The organism is Pelagibacterium lentulum (assembly GCF_003992625.1).
Classification (GTDB): Bacteria; Pseudomonadota; Alphaproteobacteria; order Rhizobiales; family Devosiaceae; genus Pelagibacterium; species Pelagibacterium lentulum.
The window spans coordinates 165,339-185,093 of sequence record NZ_RZMW01000029.1 but is presented as its reverse complement, the minus strand read 5'-3'; the positions used below and the strand labels follow the sequence as shown (position 1 = coordinate 185,093).

At 58.3% G+C, this 19,755-nt stretch carries 19 protein-coding genes; 10 read left to right on the top strand and 9 right to left on the bottom strand.

The features are described from left to right. Nucleotides 1-3: 3 nt before the first annotated feature. From EO133_RS08105 to EO133_RS20210, 10 genes are all read left to right on the top strand, one after another. Nucleotides 4-684 (top strand): GntR family transcriptional regulator, encoded by a 681-nt coding sequence (locus EO133_RS08105; protein WP_127072140.1) that lies wholly within the window; start codon nt 4-6, stop codon nt 682-684. Then, the gene (locus EO133_RS08100) at nt 677-1,591 is read left to right on the top strand and encodes an NAD-dependent epimerase/dehydratase family protein (RefSeq protein WP_127072139.1); all 915 of its coding nucleotides are present in this window, start codon (nt 677-679) and stop codon (nt 1,589-1,591) included. Before EO133_RS08105 ends, EO133_RS08100 begins: the two co-directional genes overlap by 8 nt. Continuing rightward, the gene (locus tag EO133_RS08095) at nt 1,588-2,673 is read left to right on the top strand and encodes a Gfo/Idh/MocA family protein (protein WP_127072138.1); all 1,086 of its coding nucleotides are present in this window, start codon (nt 1,588-1,590) and stop codon (nt 2,671-2,673) included. Before EO133_RS08100 ends, EO133_RS08095 begins: the two co-directional genes overlap by 4 nt. Continuing rightward, complete coding sequence (locus EO133_RS08090) at nt 2,664-4,226, top strand: ABC transporter substrate-binding protein (RefSeq protein WP_244640822.1); 1,563 nt, start codon at nt 2,664-2,666, stop codon at nt 4,224-4,226. The genes EO133_RS08095 and EO133_RS08090 overlap by 10 nt, the downstream gene beginning before the upstream one ends. 74 nt (nt 4,227-4,300) lie before the next feature. Continuing rightward, nucleotides 4,301-5,275: an ABC transporter permease gene (locus tag EO133_RS08085; RefSeq protein ID WP_127072137.1), complete on the top strand. Its 975-nt coding sequence runs from the start codon at nt 4,301-4,303 to the stop codon at nt 5,273-5,275. Nucleotides 5,276-5,287: 12 nt separating this feature from the next. Continuing rightward, on the top strand, nt 5,288-6,238 hold the full coding sequence (locus EO133_RS08080) for an ABC transporter permease (protein ID WP_127072136.1): 951 nt from the start codon (nt 5,288-5,290) through the stop codon (nt 6,236-6,238). A 27-nt stretch (nt 6,239-6,265) separates the two neighbouring features. After that, the gene (locus tag EO133_RS08075) at nt 6,266-7,342 is read left to right on the top strand and encodes a Gfo/Idh/MocA family protein (protein ID WP_127072135.1); all 1,077 of its coding nucleotides are present in this window, start codon (nt 6,266-6,268) and stop codon (nt 7,340-7,342) included. Between the two features lie 8 nt (nt 7,343-7,350). Next, nucleotides 7,351-8,085: an SDR family NAD(P)-dependent oxidoreductase gene (locus tag EO133_RS08070; RefSeq protein WP_127072134.1), complete on the top strand. Its 735-nt coding sequence runs from the start codon at nt 7,351-7,353 to the stop codon at nt 8,083-8,085. Between the two features lie 17 nt (nt 8,086-8,102). Further along, nucleotides 8,103-8,453, top strand: coding sequence for a M20/M25/M40 family metallo-hydrolase (locus EO133_RS20820; protein WP_164734930.1), 351 nt, complete (start codon nt 8,103-8,105; stop codon nt 8,451-8,453). Continuing rightward, nucleotides 8,399-8,542 carry a hypothetical protein gene (locus EO133_RS20210; protein WP_164734919.1) on the top strand — a complete coding sequence of 48 codons (144 nt, stop codon included), beginning with the start codon at nt 8,399-8,401 and terminating at the stop codon, nt 8,540-8,542. The genes EO133_RS20820 and EO133_RS20210 overlap by 55 nt, the downstream gene beginning before the upstream one ends. A gap of 271 nt (nt 8,543-8,813) precedes the next feature. On the opposite strand, the gene EO133_RS08060 is transcribed toward EO133_RS20210, so the two are convergent. The 9 genes from EO133_RS08060 to EO133_RS08025 all read right to left on the bottom strand — a co-directional run bounded on the left by EO133_RS08060 (nt 8,814) and on the right by EO133_RS08025 (nt 19,739). Beyond that, nucleotides 8,814-9,278, bottom strand: a complete 465-nt coding sequence (locus tag EO133_RS08060; protein WP_127072132.1) for a hypothetical protein — start codon at nt 9,276-9,278, stop codon at nt 8,814-8,816. Nucleotides 9,279-9,576: 298 nt separating this feature from the next. Then, nucleotides 9,577-11,331 (bottom strand): M14 family metallopeptidase, encoded by a 1,755-nt coding sequence (locus EO133_RS08055; RefSeq protein ID WP_127072131.1) that lies wholly within the window; start codon nt 11,329-11,331, stop codon nt 9,577-9,579. Further along, a complete protein-coding gene (locus EO133_RS08050; protein ID WP_127072130.1) occupies nt 11,328-12,203 on the bottom strand; it encodes an ABC transporter permease in 876 nt (291 codons plus the stop codon). Before EO133_RS08050 ends, EO133_RS08055 begins: the two co-directional genes overlap by 4 nt. A gap of 5 nt (nt 12,204-12,208) precedes the next feature. Then, nucleotides 12,209-13,132, bottom strand: a complete 924-nt coding sequence (locus EO133_RS08045) for an ABC transporter permease (RefSeq protein WP_127072129.1) — start codon at nt 13,130-13,132, stop codon at nt 12,209-12,211. 92 nt (nt 13,133-13,224) lie between these two features. Next, nucleotides 13,225-14,748, bottom strand: coding sequence for an ABC transporter substrate-binding protein (locus EO133_RS08040; protein WP_127072128.1), 1,524 nt, complete (start codon nt 14,746-14,748; stop codon nt 13,225-13,227). Next, nucleotides 14,741-16,606, bottom strand: a complete 1,866-nt coding sequence (locus EO133_RS08035; protein WP_127072127.1) for an ABC transporter ATP-binding protein — start codon at nt 16,604-16,606, stop codon at nt 14,741-14,743. The genes EO133_RS08040 and EO133_RS08035 overlap by 8 nt, the downstream gene beginning before the upstream one ends. Nucleotides 16,607-16,612: 6 nt before the next feature. Continuing rightward, nucleotides 16,613-17,164 carry a winged helix DNA-binding protein gene (locus EO133_RS08030; RefSeq protein WP_127072126.1) on the bottom strand — a complete coding sequence of 184 codons (552 nt, stop codon included), beginning with the start codon at nt 17,162-17,164 and terminating at the stop codon, nt 16,613-16,615. A gap of 282 nt (nt 17,165-17,446) precedes the next feature. Then, nucleotides 17,447-17,605: a Wzz/FepE/Etk N-terminal domain-containing protein gene (locus tag EO133_RS20205; RefSeq protein WP_164734929.1), complete on the bottom strand. Its 159-nt coding sequence runs from the start codon at nt 17,603-17,605 to the stop codon at nt 17,447-17,449. A gap of 178 nt (nt 17,606-17,783) precedes the next feature. After that, nucleotides 17,784-19,739 carry a DUF5054 domain-containing protein gene (locus tag EO133_RS08025; RefSeq protein ID WP_127072125.1) on the bottom strand — a complete coding sequence of 652 codons (1,956 nt, stop codon included), beginning with the start codon at nt 19,737-19,739 and terminating at the stop codon, nt 17,784-17,786. Nucleotides 19,740-19,755 lie beyond the last annotated feature (16 nt).

Below are 19,755 nucleotides of genomic sequence, written 5' to 3'. Positions count from 1 at the left end.
GCCATGACTGACAGCGCGCCGACCGATATCGCCAGAATCGAAAACCTCCCCCTGCGCATGCAGGTGGCAGATACGCTGCGCCGCGCCATAATCAACGGCAAGATGAAGCCGGGCACGCCCATTGTCGAATTGAACCTGGCCAATCAACTCAACATCAGCCGTGCCCCCGTGCGTGAGGCAATCCAGATTCTGGAGAACGAAGGGCTGATCGAAACCGTCGCCTACAAGGGCAAACGGGTCAAACCGCTCACCCCGCGCGAAGTCGAGGAACTTTACAGCCTGCGTGAACAGTTCGAAGCCTTTGCCGTGCGTCGCATCATTGAGTTCAACAAGGATGTCTCGCCCCTTGAGCCGTTCTGCCAGGCCATGACTGAGGCCGCCGCGCACGATGATTTCGAAGCGCTGATGGTGGCTGATCAGGGTTTTCACCGCACCCTGATCAGCTTGTCCGATCACGCCATTCTGCTCTCGGTCTGGGACAACCTGTTCTTGCGCATCCACCAGATCATGGCGTTGCGCAACAAGGCCAATCGGGATCTCAACGATGTCGCGAGGAATCATCTCCCGATCGTTGCGGCCCTACGCAAGAAAGACATTATTCTCGCCATCTCGCTGATCTCGGACCACACGCGCTCGGCAGCAGACATCACGAACAACGCGGAGTTGTTTGCCAAAGATGAGTGAGCGGCCGTCCATTGCGATCACGGGCGCTGGCGGGTTCGTCGGCAGCCACCTGGCTGAAGGGCTCGCCCGGCTAGGCCACCGTGTCGTTGCAACCGACCGCCATTTCAGTACCGCTACCCGCGCTCGGCTCCAAACCTGCCGCATCGTGGAGGGTCCTCTGACCACTAGCCTTGCTCGCGAGGTGGTCTCGGGGTGTGATGTCCTTGTTCATGGCGCGGCGTTGACGACAGCCCCCCAAGATCTGGGGCTGAGTGACACTGCTCATCTCAAGCACAATCTCGATATGCTACTCGATGCAATCGATGCAGCGGAGCGGGCCAGCGTCGGTCAGATCGTCTTTCTGTCCTCTTCGGGGGTCTTTGCGCCGGGTGATGGCGACCAGACCACCACCGAAACCACACCAGACACCGCCGGCGAACCCTATGCGCTCGCCAAGCGCATCGGAGAAATAGTCACTCAAGCTCATCATGGCCTGTCCTTACGCCTGGGTCCGATTTATGGCCCTAACGAAACAGTGCGCCGCAGCCGCACAAGCCTTTCGCTGGTCTGCCGTTTGATCGCCGCTGCTCAGGCTCGGCAGTCGCTAGTCCTTGAAACTCCGGCCAGGCGCAGGGACTGGACTTATGCGCCCGATCTGGCGCGGGCCCTGGCCCAGCTGGTTTGTTCCCCGCACACGGTGCGCGGTGTGCTTCATTGCGGGTCCGGCCAAATCGTGTCCGATCTCGAGCTGGCGCACATGATCGCGGGACCCGGTGCTGCCACTGCTATCGGCGTACCGACCACCCCCGAACCCACGAAAGCGCCCATGGTCTCGATCCGCCACGAACTTGCCGGGTTTGCCTGGACCTCGCTCGAGGCCGGACTGGCGGCGCTGGGGACACAGTCATTTGCGGAGGGCGCCCGATGACCGCATTGCGCCTCATCATCGTGGGTCTGGGCGCGCGCTCCAAGTTCTGGCTGCGCGTGATTGCCGATCAACCCGGCGTTACGCTTCTGGCCATGGCCGATCCCGACCGGGCTGCGCGCGATAGGGCGCAGTCGGAATGGCCCGGCGTTCCGGTTTTTCGCTCTTTGGCCGAGGCCGTTCAGTCCGTCGATGCCGATGCCGTTCTGCTCTCGACCCCGCCCTCGGGCCGACATGACGATATCGAAACGGCATGCGGTGCGGGCCTCGCGATCCTGGCCGAAAAGCCTTTGGCCAACAGCGTTGCCGAGGCTGCCCGCTTTGTCGAGCTTTGTGAGGCGACGGACACCCCGCTCATGGTTGGGCTCAATTTCCGCTATCTCCCGGTCACGATTGCACTGCGTGAATTGTTTTCGGGCCCGCTCGGTCGCCCATCATTTGCGCGCTTTAGCTATGAGCGTTGGCGCGACGGACATCTGCCCCACATCAATAAATATCCCCTCACCATGGGCCAGCCCATGCTCTGGGAGCAATCGATCCACCATTTCGACCTTATGCGCTATGTCTATGACAGCGAACCCGTTGAGATTTTTGCTAAAACCTTCAATCCGCCCTGGTCGATGTATGCCGACGATGCAAACGTCTCGGCGCTGATCACTTTCGACAACGGGGTTATCGTCAATTATCAGGGGACCTGGGCCGCCAACTGGACCCAGCCTCAATTTACGTGGCGCTCGGAATGCGCCAATGGCATCGCGTTTCAGCGCGACCAGTTCGGCGCACTTGGCTATGCGCTGCGCGACGACCAAAGCGTCACCGATGTGCCGCTGCCCGACTACCGACAATGGATCGACGATGCCGCGCTTTTGCTGCGTCGGTTCGTTCTGGCACTCAAGGGTGAGATCGCCCTGGAGTGTACGGGGCGCGATCACCTGAAATCGCTGCAAATGGTGCAAGCGAGCATCATCTCGTCGCAACGCGGCGAGGCGATAGATCCGGCCGGCCTTGAGCTCAGCTCACAGAAGGGGGGCCGTCCGGAAGTCTTAGTCCCTCCAGCAACTCAAAGGACGTCCAAATGGCAATGAAGCGACACCTGTTACTGGCAGGCGCCGCGGTGCTTCTTGCGCCGATGGCTACTGCACTGGCGGTACCGCCTGAAGACACTATCGTCGTTGGCATCAGTGCCGATGTAAATACATTTGACCCTGCACCGATTTCCAGCCGGGACAATTCCAATATCGCCAAGCATATCTTCGGTACGCTTTACGAAATCACGCCCGATGGCGATATCGTGCCCGACCTCGCCGAATCCTATGTGGTCTCCGAAGATGGCACATCCTATACCTACACCTTGCGTGAAGGTCTTACGTGCGAAGACGGGGAAGCTTTGACCGCAGAGGATGCGGCCTATTCGTTCAACCGCGCTGCGGACCCGGATAACGCCTTCACCGGCAATACGCCGGGCTTTGTCTTCTCCTCGATCCAGTTCCAGGGCGCTGAAGCGGTTTCCGATCTTGAAGTTCGCATCGATCTGGGCCGGCCCAACCCGGTCTCGTTCGGTCTGATTGCCGAAGTCTTCATCCACTGCAAGGATTCATACGAAGCCATGACGCTGGACGAGGCTGCGCGCAATCCGGTTGCCTCCGGACCCTATCGTCTGGTCAGCTGGGAGCCCGGCTCGCAAGTCGTGCTCGAGCGCTGGAAGGAAGACGAAGGCAACTTTCAGAACATTATCTGGCGCGTAATTCCCGAAGCCTCGACCCGTACGGCCGAGCTTATTGCCCAGAACGTGGATATCATCACCAACGTCTCCCCCGACCAGATCGACGCGATCAACAATTCGGGATCGGCCAAAGTCGCCCCGGTCCAGGGTACACGCCGCATTTATGTCGGCTTCAACATGAGTGACGACTTCGCCGATACCGAAGGTGGCGCCGCCATTCAGAACGCCGAGGTCCGTCGTGCACTGCAATACGCGGTCGACGTTCCCTCGATTTGCACGCAACTGCTCAACTTCGAGTGTGAGCGCGCAACCGGCCTTGTTAACCCGCCCAACGGCAACCCGAACCTGGTACCTTACCCTTACGATCCCGAAATGGCCGAACAGCTTCTTGATGAAGCCGGTTTCCCGCGCGCCGACAACGGCGTGCGCTTCGAGATCACCCTGCAGGCAGGTCGCGGTCGTTACCTCAACGACGTCAACGTTGTCCAGGCCATCGGCCAGTTCCTATCTGACGTCGGGGTGCAGACCAATGTCGAGTTGCTCGACTGGGCCTCGACCTATGTTCCCCTGATCAGCCAGCGCAAGGCCGGACCGATGTTTTTCCTGGGCTCCGGCGGGGGCACATGGAGCCCGCTCTATGACATGACCGACCTCTCGGTTGTTGGCGCGGGCACCAACTATACACATTGGGACAATCCCGATTGGTTCGACCGCTGGACCGATATCGCCGCTGCGGAAACCGAAGAAGAGCGCCGCGTCGTGATAAACGAAATGCTCGAAGTGTTCTACGAGGACAGCCCCTGGCTGCTGCTCTACTTCCAGCCCGACTTCTACGGTGTTTCGAGCCGCGTGGCCTTCGAACCCCGCCGCGATGAGAAAGTCTACCTGTTCGACACCAAACTGGCAGGCAACTAACCCAAACCACCGGCATGCGGGCGCCATCCCCGCATGCCGTACCCAACACTTATATCCCGGGGAGCTCCGAAGCGATGTGGACCTTCATAGTACGCCGCCTGATCCAGAGCGTGATCGTGATCATCGGCGTGACCTTCATCAGTTTCGTTGCCCTGCAAATCGGGGGTGATCCGACCTATCTCTACGTTTCGGAACGCGCATCGACTGAGGAAATAGAAGCGGCCCGCCGCGCGCTGGGCTTCGATCGTCCGCTGCATATTCAATACGTCACCTACATCAGCAATTTGCTTCAGGGCGATTTCGGAAATTCTCTGACGTTCCGTCGGCCTGCCATTGACGTAGTGCTTCAGGCGCTACCCGCGACTATCGAACTGACGTTGTTCGCGCTGATACTTGCAATTTCGCTGGCCATTCCGCTGGGCGTTTTCTCGGCACTCTATCGCGGAACCCCCGTGGATGGCTCGATCATGACTGTCGCGATGCTCGGTCAGTCCATTCCCAATTTCTGGCTTGGCATCATGATGATCATGCTGTTCGGCCTGCAATTGCGCCTTTTTCCCATTTCCGGCCACGTGCCGTTCCTCATGCCGCTGCTGCAAGGGGAGATCGTCCGCGCCTTTACCCAGCTGCCTCAGGCGCTCTACTACATGATCATGCCCGGTGTCGCCGTCGGGTTCTATTCGCTCTCCCGCAATGCCCGCTTGGTGCGCTCTTCAATGCTCGAAGTTCTGGGCCAGGATTATGTGCGCACGGCCCGCTCGAAAGGCATTTCTGAGCGCGCCGTCGTTGTGCGCCATGCTCTGCGAAATGCTTGGTTACCCGTGGTGACCATGATCGGGCTGGAGTTTGGGTTTCTCTTGGGCGGTGTCGTCGTCGTTGAAATGGTCTTTTCATGGCCCGGCATCGGTCGGCTTGTATTCAACGCAATCAGCCAGCGCGACATTCCCGTAGTTCAGGCCTCTGTGATCGTGCTTGCCTTGATTTTCATCACCCTCAACCTGCTCGTCGATCTGATTTATGCCCGCATCGACCCACGCGTCAAATATTAGGAGGGGCAGAAAATGAGCCTTGGTCTCAAGCCCGAACATGCCGATGCGGTCCCTTCTGTTGGCCCCGTGCCGCCAGCCAGCCCCAAGGGCAGGGAGTTGCGCAAGGAGTTCAAGCGCGCCTGGCGCTCAATGGTTGTCGCGAAATGGCCGGTCGTCGCCCTGTTCATCCTGTTGTGCGTGGTGATCGCCGCCGTTTTCGGACCCTTACTTGCGCCGTTCGATCCCAATCGCCAGAACATCATGATCCGGCTGCTCGATCCGCTGCAGCAATCGGGTAATGCCTTTTACCTGTTGGGCACCGATGCGCTGGGCCGCGACGTCTTTTCCCGCTTGCTCTATGGGGCGCGGATTTCGCTGCTGGTGGGGCTGTGCGCCATCGCGGTCGGTGGCACCATCGGCGTTATCGCCGGCTTGGTCTCTGGCTATTTCGGGGGCTGGATCGATGATGTGATAATGCGGCTGGGCGATATCCAGCTGGCTTTCCCGTTTATCTTGCTTGCCATCATGTTTCTTGTGGTTCTCGGCCCGGGAGTTCTCAACATAATCCTGGTGCTCGGCATCGGTCAATGGGTCACCTATGCCCGGATCGTGCGTGCCCAGACGCTTTCGCTGCGAGAGAAGGAGTTCGTGGAGGCAGCTCGCGCACTGGGCGATTCCACGCCCTCGATCATCTTCCGCACCATCCTACCCAACATCGTTGCGCCTTTGACCGTCATCGCGTCATTCAACGTAGCCAGCGTCATTCTCTCGGAAGCTGCATTATCGTTTCTGGGGTTGGGCGTTCCGCCATCGGTGCCCACATGGGGATCGATGCTGGCCGAAAGCCGCGACCAGCTCATCGCCAATCGCTGGTGGCTGGCCTTTTTCCCGGGCATCGCGATCGTTTTGACGGTTCTTTCGTTCAATATCATTGGGGATTGGCTGCGCGACTTCCTTGACCCGCGCTTGAAGACCATCGGCTGACCCTCAGAAAACAAGGAAACTTCGACTATGAAAGTTGCGATCATCGGGGCCAGTTTTGCCCGCGCTGCCTATTTGCCTGCCCTGCGTCATGTGCCCGGCGTTACCTGTGTCGCCGTAGCATCCAACCGGCTGGAAAGCGCGCGGTCAGCCGCTGACGCGTTTGGTATCGAGAATGCCTATGACGACTGGCGGGCGATGTTGGATACCCATTCACCCGACGTGGTGCTTATCGCCACGCCCACCGACACCCATGCCGAAATGACGCTTGCCGCGCTCGATTCCGGTGCGCATGTCCTGTGCGAAAAGCCGACTGCCATGAACGCGAGCGAGGCCAAGGCGATGCTCGACAAGGCTGAGGCACTGGGCCGTGTGCACATGATCGACCACGAGTTGCGGTTCAATCCCAACCGCATGCGCATCGCCGAAATGATCGCCGAGGGCTCGTTGGGCGAGATTCGCCACGTCAATATCGCCAATATCGGCGCGTCCTGGGCAGATCCCGCGGGGCGACCCAAGGGTGATTGGTGGTCTTTGGCCGAACATGGCGGTGGACGGCTAGGCGCCAATGGCAGCCACCAGACCGACATGGTTCGCTGGTGGCTCGGCCCCGTCAAAAGTGTCGTTGGTGAAGCCCTGACCATGATTCCTGACCGGATTGACAAGACCACCGGCCAACCCTGGACCGCTACCGCCGACGATCTGGCCTGGTGTATGATGAAGTTGGTGAGCGGCGCGCGAGCCCAGGTTTTCATGTCCGGGGTTGCGGCCAGCAATATCGGCAATCTAACCCAGGTGTTCGGATCCAAAGGCACCATCACCCTCGATAATAGTGACGAGAAGCTCTATTTCGCCAAGGCGGGCCAGGGGTTCGAGGACATTACGGTCGATGATCCCAATGCAGGCCTTGAGGGGCTTAACAAGGGAATCTGGAATGTTTCAGTGGTCGCCGTCCTGCGCGAATTCACCAATGCGGTCGCAGAGGGCCGCAAGCTCGAACGCGGTGCGAGCTTTTTTGATGGTCTGTACAACCAGCGAGTGCTCGATGCAGTCCATCAGTCCACTGCCGAACGGCGCTGGATCGATCTTGCACCAGAACAGCCATGAGCGCGACAATGAGCCCCCGCCCGCTGTCCCAACAGACCATCTGGATCACCGGCGCCGCGCAGGGGCTTGGTGCGGGCATCGCCCGCTATATGGCGCCCAGCGGGACCCTGCTGGTTTTGTTCGACTATGATGGCCAAGGGGTGAAACGCACCGCCGAGCAGTGCGGGGCGAACGCGAGCGCCATCGTTGCCGACCTCTCGGACGCCGAAGCAACCGATGCAGCGATAGCCGAAGCGTTGGCGCTGTCGCCGCGCGTTGACACCGTGATCCACAACGCTGCGATTCTGGTTCCCAAACCGTTCGAAGCCGTTGATCTGGGAGAGTTTTCGCGCACGCTCAATGTTGGCCTTCAGGCCGGATTTCAGTTAGCCAGCGCTGTTTGGAGGCCGATGCTCGAAGCGGGCGGTGGCACGCTTGTCTTTGTCTCCTCGCGGTCGGGTATCGAGGGTTTCGACCAGGAAGCTGCCTATTGTGCTGCCAAGCACGGGCTTGAGGGGTTTTCCAAATCGCTGGCGCTTGAGGGGGAGCCACACGGTATCCTCTCGGTCACCGTCACGCCGGGGATGTATATGAAAACCCCCATGTCGGACCGCAATTATCCCGATGAGCTGAAGGCCAAATGGGTGGATCCCGAGCGTTTGGCACCCGCCTTTGCCTATCTTGCCGCGAACCGTCCTGCCGAGCTTTCCGGCACCCGTCTCGACGCCTGGACACTAAGCCAGAGCCACCAGATCGACTCGTAAGCGATCTTCAGGCGTTTGTGCGTCAGCCTTCGATCTCGGCGGAAATTGTCGAAGGTGTGCTCTACGTGCGCGGCGCCACCGATAACAAGTCGGGCGTTTTGGCATTCAAAAAAACCGCCAAGGCGTTCCTTGCCGTACGCTGGGACGTGCCGGTCAATCTCAAATTCCGAATCGAGGGGGAAGAGGAGATCGAGTCTCCCAACGTTGGGCCGTGGATGGAAAAAAAACAAGGAACTTGTCGCTGCGGACAAAGAAAAAGAAGCGTATGGACCGGGCGGTGGCGAAGTCCTGCCGATGCAGCCAGAGCACGCCCATGTCCCAGCAACCGCCCATGGCGGCACCAGCGCCGGACCAGGCTCAGGGTATAGGCCCGGCCGGCATCCGGAACGCCGAACCCGTGGCAAGGCCACGGCCCGAATATGAAATGCTGGGACTGGGCATGCGGCGCTCAGCGTAGGGGGCGGATAGCTATCCGGTAGGCTGTCGTTTGGCCCAAAGGCCAATCAGCATCAACAGTCGCGTAGTGGTGCAGCAGCACCATGATGTCACACGGGGTCATAGAACACCTATGTCGTTCAGAATGCTCATCACAAGAAAGATGAATAAGAACCAAGTTCCTAAGACGGGGCCGAACGGGACGGTGCTAAAGTTTCGCCATGCTAGGAGAAGCACCCCAGCCATCCCAAGCACGCCGATAGCGAGCAGCACATGACCAATCAGGTTAATGCTCATGACGCACCTTCTTTCAGTATTTGCGCTGGGATCAGGAACTCGACATGCACAAAGCCGTCATCTGTCGGCGCGACGATCCCGCTTTGATCGATCGTGGGATCATGGACGATTTCATCGTTGCAGCAGACCACGACATGCGCGACGTCGTTCCGCGACTTGCCAGACCAGACCTTGCGGGGCCGAACGGTCCTTTGCTCGAACTTTCCACGCCAATTGGTGTAACCGAACGTCAGCGGTGGCACACCCCGGTATTTGTCGGGCTGCCGGCCGTCGATCAGCGCATAGAGCTTTTCCAGCCGGTCAGTCGGCAGCTTGAGAACGAACGTCCCAATGCCATTGGTGAACCGCGACCAGTCGGACCCGCCGTTAGCATCCGGTATTAGGACGCTGGCATCTTCCAGCTCCTGCTTGTCGAGGTTGTGGAGAATGGCGAATGTGTTTCGGAACTGTCGAGCGTCCATGATCAGTACCCCACTCGCTTGGATTGGGGAAAGGCCTTTGTGCCACCCTTGGGCTGGCTAACAAATTGTGTAACATGGGGCAGGAGAAGCGGCCGGAAATTCAGGCGTTTGGGGCATTGTTCGAATCCTGCCGCCCCAGCCAGCTTTTCTGTAAGCTGACGATTTCACGAGCAGAAATGGTTCCCATGCGCTTCCAGGGCGCTCCTCGTTCCTATAGAACCGAACGAAAACTTTAAGTCACTGTTTTGTCGTTCTTTCATATCGAACAAGTGGCTTGACTTGTCCTGAAAGCACGCTGTCAATCCGCCGCCGCGACGATCTCCTGCCAAGCGGCATAGGCTCCGAGTACCGTTTCCATCTGTGCCGTGTGGGCGTCGATAAACGCATCGCCCTCGATTGTCTCGTCAGGATATTCTGTGATGAGCGTCAATGGCGTCTGGTGCCGGTCATCCACACTGATCAGGCAGGGAAACCCATTGACCATCGTGAAACCGGCCTCCCCGGCATGGCGCGTAAAGAGCGCGATCTGTTCGGCATTGAAGTCGAGCAGCTTGCGGTTCGTGCTCAAATGCGCCGTCACCCGATCAATAAGAAGTTCCGCTTGGCGCTGCCAGTCGGCATGGTGGCGCATGATGAGAAAGAAGCCTTTGGGAATGGTCCACATTTCAAAGCCACGCGGAACATAGCCGGAAAAAGGCCGTGTCCATTCATGGGCAGGGTACCCGTGCAGATTGACGTGCAATTGCGCGCCGCTGACGGTTTGAGACTGGGTGCGAATGGCTCTCTCATAGCCTGGCTTTCCACCAACAGCATCCGGCTCATATTCGAGATCGTTGCCAAAACCCGTGTAGCGCGCAGCGTGATGCATGTGGCTCTTATGAAGAGCGGTCAGCCGTCCGTGAAGCGCGTAGCCGTCAGGATTTTCCAACGGGGAAATCACGAAATGGGCGCCGGGCTGTTTGGCAAGCTGCCTCGCCGCGCGCAGGGCACCAACAATCCCCGACGTTTCATTGGCGTGCTGCCCGCCGCTGATAATCACAGCCGGATCGGAACCCGCTACATAGCGCGCATCGAGCCTGCGGCCCCCCCGTGATTGCGCGGACAACGCCTGGCCGCCAATGGCGTCCAGTTCAGCGCGAATCTGGGCAACGGATAGCGCGTGGGGCGCAGTATCGATGTCGGCTTTCGGCATGTCTCGATCTGCCTCATCAAGCGGACGGGTCTCGATGCGCAGGGAAAGCGCGCCTGAATTGTGCAGAATCTCAGGAACGATCTGGCCGGGCTTTAGTCCACGATCTCCACGCGGGCGCGCGGACTTCTTCTGAAAGATTTCAAGCAGGGAAAAGTAAAGGTCCTCGTGCAGCGCCTCGGCAAGACTTAGCGTTTCGTGTCCGCACGCAAGAGGAACATCCCGTGTAGCGATTTCCGCGCGAATGCTGAGTTCCTCGAAATAGGGTTCGGTTTGGCCCCAGTCATGGTTTTCAATAGCGGTGATCGCTGTATGGAAAAGGCTTTCGATGTCAGTCTCAAGCGCTTCGTCCGTAATGATTTCCGCGCCTTTGGTCACACGCAGCCAGCCGGTTGGCGAAGTGGCGTCTTCGCCCGCCGGGTCGATATGGGAGCGATTGGGCGCAAAGACCTGCTTTTCAACTTTTGAACCATCGCGATAGGCTATGGCGACATCATAGGTGAATGGAACTGCGGTTCCTGCATCGAATGTAATCTCGGCCCCATCAAGCAGCGCCGAAAGGGGATAGCTTTCAAGCAGAAATCGGCGTTCGACCCCCTCGATAACCGGATAGCCGATCCTGACCGATACGATATCGCCGGGCCGCTCGACCTCTTCGAGAAAAAAATGCACGAGAGGCTTATAGGCCGAGCGGATGATTGCTTCGATACCATTGGCTTTCAAAGCAGCCTGTGCGTTTGCTCGATCCGCGGCATCGTCAAAGACCCATGCCTCCAGCCGCCCGCCCTGCAATGATGCGGTCCTAAATTGGCTGACAAGCGCATCGAGCGTTCGCGGAAAGATCTTTTCGATAACAAGGGTCATATGCGGGTGCGTCCGGTCGGGTCCAGTGTATCGCGCAGCCAGTCGCCCAGAAGGTTCAGGCCGAGCACGGTCAGCAAAATGGCAACGCCGGGAAAGACGCTGATCCACCATGCGGTTTGCAGATAGGTGCGACCCTCGGCCAGCATGCCGCCCCAGCTCGGGATCGTGGGATCGACGCCAAGGCCAAGGAACGTCAGGCTGCTTTCAAGCAGAATGTTGTTGGCCACATTGATGGTCATCAAAACAATCACCGGCCCCAAAAGATTGGGCAGCAGGTGGCGCAGAATGATGTTGATGTCCTTGACGCCAATGGCGCGCGCCGATTGCACGAATTCGCGCTCTCGAAGAGCCAGAACCGACCCGCGCACCAGCCGGGCATATTGTACCCATTGGGAAACGATAAGCAGGATGATGGTGTTGACCAGCCCGCCACCGATGATGGCGATAAAGGTGATGGCCAGCAGAATGAAAGGCAGGGCAAGCTGGATATCGGCAAACCGCATGACCACCATGTCCCAGATGCCGCGATAATAGCCGGCAATCAGCCCCATGATCACGCCGATAATAACGGCGCCTGCCGTTGAAACGATGCCGACGGTCAGTGAAATGCGCCCGCCGATGATGACACGGGCGAGAATATCGCGGCCCAGCGGGTCGGTGCCGAGCAGGTGCGCAGGATCGGCAAAGGGCGGGGTCAGGCGCGCCATCAGGTTGACCGCACGTCCGCCATCGGGAAACAGCAGCCAGGAAAGGGCAACGGCAAGGCCGATGCCGCCAGCCAGCAATATGCCGAGGACAAATTCAAGATTCTTGAAGCGGGAAAGGTTGAGTTTTTTCGCCGGAGCGTTCGATGAAGCGGAAGAATTGGCCATTTCATTCACTCCGTACGAATGCGGGGATCGAGCAGCCCGTAGGCGATGTCGACCAGAAGGTTGATCGAAACGATGAGCAGCGAAAGGACCGTGATAACGGCCTGCAAAACCGGGTAATCGCGAGCCGCCACCGCCTCAAAGGCAAGCGTACCCAAGCCCGGCCAGTTGAAAACCCGTTCGATCACCACGATGCCGCCCAAAAGCCCGCCAAATTGAAGGCCGAAATAGGTCACGAGCGGAATGGCGCAATTGCGCAGCGCGTGCTTGTAAAGCACCTTGGTTTCGCTCAATCCCTTGGCGCGAGCAACCATGACATATTGCGAGCGCAGCGTTTCCAGCATGGTGGTGCGCACAAGGCGTACATTGGTTGCCGTGAGAATGATCGCCATGGTGGCCGCAGGCATGATGAAGCTTATTGGCCCTTCCATGCCGCTTGGCGGTAAAAGGCGGAAGGTGATCGAAAAGACCAGCACCAGCATGATTGCGAGCCAGAAATTGGGGAAGGACAGGCCGACAAGCGACAGAATACGGATGGCCTGATCGGCCCATTTGCCACGTGAGACCGCGGCGGTTATCCCGAGCGGTATCGAAATGACAATGGAAAGAAACAATGAGACGAGCGCCAGCATTAATGTTGCAGGCAAGGCGCGCGCAATCAGCGCTCCCACCGACGTTCCACCCATGAAGCTACGACCGAAATCGCCGACGAAAACGCCGCTCACAAAATCCCAATACTGCACAAGAAACGGCCGGTTGAGGCCGAGTGCTTCCCTGATCCGTTCCAGATCCGCCTCGGTGATGCTGCCTGCACCCTGGGAGAGCATGATGGCAGGATCGCCCGTCAGCCGGATCGCAAAGGAAACGGTCAGGGTAACGGCAAAAACCACGAATATGGCCTGCAATATGCGATAGAAAATGAACTTGGCCACGGCCGACGCTCCAGAAAGGCCGGGGAGTTCGCCCCGACGGCAGTGTTTGGAAGGGGTGACGGGCCGCGATAGCGCTGCGGCCCGCCGTTCGATTATTCGCCCACGCTTACGCGAGTCAGGCGCAAACGGCTGTCAGGTGCTGCCTCGAAATTTTCCACGCGATCTGAAACGCCATAGATTGCGTTGACGTTATAAAGTGGAACTTCGAGCGCACGGTCTGCGGTGTAGCGCGCGATTTCCTGCAACATGGCTTCACGCTCTGCGCGATCGGTGATCGAACGCTGACCATTGAGCAGGGCATCGAGCTCAGGATCGCTGTCATAGGGGTTCCAGCGCTCGCCCGTGTGGTACATCAAATAGGCTGTATTGTCGTAATCGAAGGTCCAGCCACCCCAGGCCTGCTGGAACATTTCGCCCGTGCGGCCCTCGGGGATGATATCGTTGATCAGCACGTTGGTTTCATAGGGCTGGATCGTGGCGTTGATCCCGACGACAGACAGATAGGCCGATACGGCCTGCGCAACTTCGTTGAAGGTAGAATCGTTGCCGCGAACGTCGATCTGGAGCGTTGCGCCCGCGCCAATCCCGGCTTCGGCCAGAAGCGCCATAGCCTTATCGGGGTCGTAGGGCACAAGTTCCATATCCGGATCGTAGCCGAATGCGAGTGGGCTCTGGAAGCTCGTGATCGGCTCGGCTTCGCCACCGAGAATGGACTCGATTATTGCCTGGCGGTCGATCGCATAAATAATCGCCTTGCGGACATTTTCATCGGCTGTAATCCCGCTCTGGGTATTGAACCGCAGGGCCTGAACCGTTGGGCTGGGTACAGTAACTACGCTGATACCCTCGTGGGCCTCGATCGTGGGGATCATGCCGACGGGAATCGTGGGCGGGATGACGATATCGACGCGACCGGCCTGCAATTCGGCCACCGCCGTGGAGGGTTCGGTAATGAAGCGATAAACGACGTTGTCGAGTTCGGGGGCGCCATCCCAGTGATCGGCAAAGGCCTCAAGCCTGATTTCTTCGCGCGGAGAATAGGAAACGAAGCTGAACGGACCCGTGCCGACAGGATTGTTGTCGAAATGCTCTTCGCCATGTTCAGCAATATATTGCGGCGGTACGATCATCGCACCATAGCCAGCAAGTTTGGTCAGCAGCACCGGATCCGGTTCGGACAGGTGGAAATCGACGGTGTAATCGTCGATCACTTCTACTTCTGAAATGGCGACATAGTTGGACTGCTGGGGACCGGCAGCGCCCTGTTCGCCCAAAAGGCGCTCGAATGTGAACCGGACCGCTTCGGCGTTGAATGGCTCACCATTGTGGAAGACAACATCTTCGCGCAGGGTAAAGCGGATGCGCTGGCCATCATCGAGTTCGTCCCAGCCAGTGGCAAGACCCGGCACCAGTTCGAGATCGGGACCACGATAGGTCAAGCCATCAAAGATATTGGTGGCGACCGATGCCCAGTTGACCAGGAACGTGTCGATCGGATCCCAGTTGCCGGGATCCTGTGGCGAGGAAATTGTAAGCGTTCCTGCGGCAAAGACAGGCGCGACCATGACAGTGGACGCCAAAAGGGCGGCTGTCAGGGCTTTCTTGACATTACGCATGATGTTCTCCTTGGTGGTTTATGCTTTTTGCGGCCTCTTCGGCCACAAAATGACCTGGTGCATGTTCGTTCAGCGAAACAATTGCAGGTTCGTTGCCGACAGCCCGAACGGGGCTGGCGATGTCTCCGGTAAGCAGGATCCTTTTGCGTCGCGCACCGGGATCCGCTACCGGTACAGCCGACAAAAGCCTTTTTGTATATGAGTGTGTCGGGGTCTCGAAAACGGCGCGGCGCGAGCCTTTTTCAACGATCTGGCCGAGATAGAGCACGGCCACGCGATGGCTCATCCGCTCCACAACCGCCATGTCGTGACTGATAAAGAGATAGGCGAGATTGCGCTCTTCCTGCAGTTCCATGAACAGGTCGATGATCTGGGCCTGAATGGAAACATCGAGCGCTGAAAGTGCTTCGTCGGCTATAATGAGTTCGGGGTTTGATGCCAGCGCGCGCGCAATGCAGATACGCTGGCGCTGCCCGCCCGAAAATTCATGCGGATAACGCTCGGCATGTTCAGAGGAAAGACCGACTCGCTCCAGCAGTTCGGCTACGCGCCTGTCGATTGCGGCCCGATTGTCGAGCAAGCCATGCGTCGTGATCGGCTCGGCAACCGAAAAGCCGACCGTCTTGCGGGGATCGAGCGAAGCAAAGGGATCCTGGAAAATATACTGCACTTTCTGGCGCAGTTGCATCTTCTCAGCTTTGGACATTGCAGCCAGAGGCTTGCCCTTGAATATGACTTCGCCGCTCGTTGGGTCCTGAAGCTGCTGGATCGTGCGACCGATGGTCGATTTGCCCGATCCTGACTCACCCACAAGCGCCAGCGTTTCGCCGGGAAAAATATCGAGTGTGACCTGTTCAACCGCATGCACGCGATGGGTTACGCCACCGAACAGCCCTTTGCGGATGTCAAAACGGGTGACAAGGTTACGGATCGAGATGAGAGGGGCTTCTTCGTAGCGGGCTGTGTCGAGAGCCCGTGATACGCCGACCTCTTGGGGCTGGTTGTCCTTGATGACGGTCAGCGGTTCGCGTCTTGGCAAATCCTGTCCGGCCATACTTCCCAGTTTAGGCACGGCCGAGAGCAGAGCCCGCGTATAGGCCTTCTGAGGGTTGGCAAACAGGTCCGCCACGGGAGCCTGCTCGACCTTTTTGCCCTTGTTCATGACCACGACATCGTCGGCGACCTCTGCCACAACGCCCATATCATGGGTGATAAAGACCACGGCCATGCCAAGCTCGCGCTGCAGGTCTGCAATAATAGAAAGAATTTGCGCTTGGATCGTAACATCGAGCGCCGTTGTCGGCTCATCGGCGATCAGCAGTTTGGGACGGCAGGCCAGCGCCATGGCGATCATCACGCGCTGGCGCATGCCGCCGGAAAGCTGATGCGGATAGCGATCCAGCAATTCTTTGGCGTCGGGCAGGCGCACCAGATCCAGAAGCCTTTGGGCTTCTTTTCGCGCGGCCGAACGGCTCAGGCCCTCATGCAGCGTGAGGATTTCAACGATCTGGTCGCCGATGGCGAAGACGGGATTGAGCGAGGTCATGGGCTCCTGGAAGATCATTGCGATCTCCTTGCCGCGAACCTTGCGCATGGCCTTGTCATCGAGCGCTGCCAGATCGATTTCTTTTTCGCCATGCCGGTAAAGAATCTTGCCGCTGTTTATGGAGCCGTTCATGTGCTCGACAAGCCGCATGATAGCCAGAGACGTCACCGACTTTCCGGAACCGGACTCTCCCACGATCGCGAGTGTCTTGCCTTGTTCAACTGAAAAGCACAGTTCTTCGACAACCGTGCTGGCACCAAAGGAAACGTTCAAGGACTGCACCGAAAGCAATTCGGAAGGGTTCATGGGCATTCCAGTCTAGAGCGTTGCGGCAGAACGCGCTGCCTGATCGTAAGCGCCTGAGAAAAAGCGCAGGGCCGCCGCAATTTCCGACAGATCGGCTTCCTCAGGGCGTTGTCGCTTGGTTGGGGCGAGCAACAGGCTTTCGCGGATTTCGGCGTAACGTTGACAGGCCGCCGCACCCTTTTCGGTGATCTCAACCGTCTTTTCCTTGGCCGTGCGCCCGGTCGCTACAAGTTCGGCTTTCTCGAGCTTGCGGATGGCATAGCTTACGACATGCGTGTCCTCGATCCCCAGCATCAGGCAGATATCGGCGAGTTTCTTGCGCCGCCCGCGATGCCGGATCGAATGAAGGATCAGAACTTCGGTTGGCGAAAGCCCTGGAAGCCCGGCCGCCGCCATGCATCTTACAATCCAGCGCGAAAGAGCATGAAAGGAAACGATCATGCCATATTCGAGTTCGGACACGCCGGGTGATGAACCGCCCGCCAGATGGGCCGAAGACACGATAGGGCCTACCGGGCGGGATGGATAGGATGTGCCGCGCGTGTCGTCCGGGGTGCTCGCCATGAAAACTCCTTTAAAGCAACAAGGCGATGCCACCATTTTATCTGCAAAATGTCAATAAAGTGAATTTGAATCGTTTTTTCGCCCGCGACCTTTCCTCCTTTTGCTGCTCCAAAGCGTCGATGTTTCGGGACGCCGGCCAGCAGCGCATAGGCCAGAAACGGACACGCGACCGGTCGCTGCGGCAATTGTTTTCAAAAGAGCGCGTTGTTGGGCGTTTTGATCTGCAATAGGTTGGCGCGCAGGAGAGGCGGCACTGCGGTGCATAACTGGTTTTGGCTTTGGTTAAACAGCACTGGCTCGATAATATTGCGGCTGAGCCTGTAGCAACGCAAATGTTATGGCTCCAACCGCTAGCGGTACAAGAAACAACAACAGCCAGTTCTCTGCCATGATGACAAGCAGGTCGAGCAGGCTGATCTCGTCATTTTGTTCCACGGGCACGGCACTCCTCCTGAACGCGGCAGATTGGCAAGAACGTCGCATCTTGCCAACACTTTTGTGTCACATTTTTGCAAGATTTATCATAGGTTGGGGCAATCAGTTGCCGGGCGGGAGCTCAGATCGCTTCATATTCACCCAGCGGGAAAGGCAGTGCAGTAAATGTGCGACGCCTTCTGGGTCAATTCCCAGTGCTTTTATCGCTTGTCCTGATCTGGAAACGGGCCTGAAAGTCGCCTTCCCACCACATGGGAAAGTTTGTGCCCCACTTGTTGTTGTAAAGGCAGAAGCGGAGTCCTTTTGCAAAATCGGGCCGGTTCTGATTATAGGCCATGAACGGCCAATCGACCGGAGCGACAAGCGGGGTGTCGAGCGGAGTCAACGCAATCGTTGCTGCATCGCTGACGCCGCGCGTTTGAAACACGGCCTGCAATTGCCCCCCGCCATGCGTGGCAACGTCGGTTGGATCAACCCAAAGACCGGTCTTGAGAAATGACCAATTGGCCGCATCATGCGGACGGAAGTAAAAAAAGCCGGCCTCGGGCATCCGGTTCGCCGGTTTGCAGCGCAAGACCACGGCAATCTGCAGCGCGTCATCGCGCACCGCAAGCCGGTATTCGATACGCTCGGGCGCACCGAGCGTCGCAATTGCGCGCTCGGGCATTTTCATGCCGATGACGAGGTCATCTCCGGCTTGGCCGATGCCTTCAAGCTGCGGCGTCCAGACAACGGAAAGGGCCGTCTCCGCCTTTTCAAGGCCGGGCTTGGCGTGATCGAGATAGGCCCATTCCGGCCGGTCGATCAGATAGGTATCCATGTGGGTCTGGACGTCACGATCATCATAGCTCTCGTGACGATAACCCAAAAGCGGACCATCATTGCCTGAAATTGTTGTTCCGTCTGGCGTCCGTAACTCAACAACATCACCGCTCTGCGGATCGAGACGGATAGCCCAGCCCTCGATCTCGACATCGGCACGCGCGGACGAAAGCATGACAGGCGGAGGCGGGGTAATTTCTTTCAATGCTGCATCAGCCCTCGCCTTGTCATCGCCGTCCAGCGCCGAAATGGCTTGATCGATGTAACCGCGCTGCTCGGCCCAAGAGGCCTCGGCATAGGAGAAGCGGTAGTCGCGCATTCGCGCGGCATCGAAGGCGATGCGGTCCCACGCGGTTTCATCGCGCAGAAAGGTCTTTATATCGACGCCGCATGTGTGTTCTGCAACCATTGTGAGGTGTCGGCCAAAGGCAAGGCGACTGTCGGTCAGCCCATCGCCGGAGAACTCATCGAAAAGACTTTGTAAAGCGCGGAACCGGGCCGCCTTGATGGGGTCGGCTGCAGCGCCGTGGATCCAGCTATCGCCTATCTCGTGCTCGATAACAGGGAATTGCTCGCGGCGACCCCAAAGCAATTGACCAAAGGCATCGAGTGTTGAAGCGCGGATATCGGCATCCGGGTAGCGATGTGCATATTCGCGCAAGATCTCGACCGTCTGATGGATGGCCTGCGGTCCCATGTTATCGTTTGTATGGGCAAAGCTGAGCCCGGTTCCCATGCCGTCCGGGAAGTAAGTCTCGCCATAGGAATTCTGGTACATAACCACAACTTCCGATCCATCCGGCGCACGCCATCGAAAGATTGGAGGCACGTCAGGCACTGGGCAGGCGGTGTTCACGCCAAGATGGAGAAACCTGACGCCGGCGTTGGCCAGAAGCGGGACCATGCCGAGCGTATGACCCGGTACATCGGTCATCTTGGCGGCAATCGTCTTTTTGCCGAACCGGCGATCCAGTTCCTGGGAAAATGAGAGCCCGCATTCAAAAAGCGCGGGGCTCATCAATTCGGTATGCGTTGTGAAGGGCAGGGCGTGCCAGCGGATAATGCCCTTCTCGATTGCAGCCTCAAGCCGGTCGACATTCTCCTTCGACTGGTTTTGCAGGTGATCCCAGATCAGCCATGCACCAGTGGTCCAGATGAATTTGGGCGCATCGGGGTTTTCGGCATAAAAATGCTCGCCCGTATCAAGGGCCTGGGGAATGAAGCGGCTGTGGTATAGCCGCCGCACCTTTTCGGCGTGCTCGGTGAAACCGATATCGAGATGCGTCTTGTAGATCAGGTGTATCTGGCGGGGGAGCATCGGTAAGGCCTGCTGA

What these genes read in the sequence shown, in the direction of transcription:
- EO133_RS08060 (WP_127072132.1), bottom strand. Translation starts at nt 9,278, where the DNA reads ATGGACGCTCGACAGTTCCGAAACACATTCGCCATTCTCCACAACCTC.
- EO133_RS08095 (WP_127072138.1), top strand. Translation starts at nt 1,588, where the DNA reads ATGACCGCATTGCGCCTCATCATCGTGGGTCTGGGCGCGCGCTCCAAG.
- EO133_RS08055 (WP_127072131.1), bottom strand. Translation starts at nt 11,331, where the DNA reads ATGACCCTTGTTATCGAAAAGATCTTTCCGCGAACGCTCGATGCGCTT.
- EO133_RS20210 (WP_164734919.1), top strand. Translation starts at nt 8,399, where the DNA reads ATGTCCCAGCAACCGCCCATGGCGGCACCAGCGCCGGACCAGGCTCAG.
- EO133_RS08035 (WP_127072127.1), bottom strand. Translation starts at nt 16,606, where the DNA reads ATGCCCATGAACCCTTCCGAATTGCTTTCGGTGCAGTCCTTGAACGTT.
- EO133_RS08030 (WP_127072126.1), bottom strand. Translation starts at nt 17,164, where the DNA reads ATGGCGAGCACCCCGGACGACACGCGCGGCACATCCTATCCATCCCGC.
- EO133_RS08075 (WP_127072135.1), top strand. Translation starts at nt 6,266, where the DNA reads ATGAAAGTTGCGATCATCGGGGCCAGTTTTGCCCGCGCTGCCTATTTG.
- EO133_RS08085 (WP_127072137.1), top strand. Translation starts at nt 4,301, where the DNA reads ATGTGGACCTTCATAGTACGCCGCCTGATCCAGAGCGTGATCGTGATC.
- EO133_RS08025 (WP_127072125.1), bottom strand. Translation starts at nt 19,739, where the DNA reads ATGCTCCCCCGCCAGATACACCTGATCTACAAGACGCATCTCGATATC.
- EO133_RS08040 (WP_127072128.1), bottom strand. Translation starts at nt 14,748, where the DNA reads ATGCGTAATGTCAAGAAAGCCCTGACAGCCGCCCTTTTGGCGTCCACT.
- EO133_RS08050 (WP_127072130.1), bottom strand. Translation starts at nt 12,203, where the DNA reads ATGGCCAATTCTTCCGCTTCATCGAACGCTCCGGCGAAAAAACTCAAC.
- EO133_RS08080 (WP_127072136.1), top strand. Translation starts at nt 5,288, where the DNA reads ATGAGCCTTGGTCTCAAGCCCGAACATGCCGATGCGGTCCCTTCTGTT.
- EO133_RS08105 (WP_127072140.1), top strand. Translation starts at nt 4, where the DNA reads ATGACTGACAGCGCGCCGACCGATATCGCCAGAATCGAAAACCTCCCC.
- EO133_RS08090 (WP_244640822.1), top strand. Translation starts at nt 2,664, where the DNA reads ATGGCAATGAAGCGACACCTGTTACTGGCAGGCGCCGCGGTGCTTCTT.
- EO133_RS08070 (WP_127072134.1), top strand. Translation starts at nt 7,351, where the DNA reads ATGAGCCCCCGCCCGCTGTCCCAACAGACCATCTGGATCACCGGCGCC.
- EO133_RS08100 (WP_127072139.1), top strand. Translation starts at nt 677, where the DNA reads ATGAGTGAGCGGCCGTCCATTGCGATCACGGGCGCTGGCGGGTTCGTC.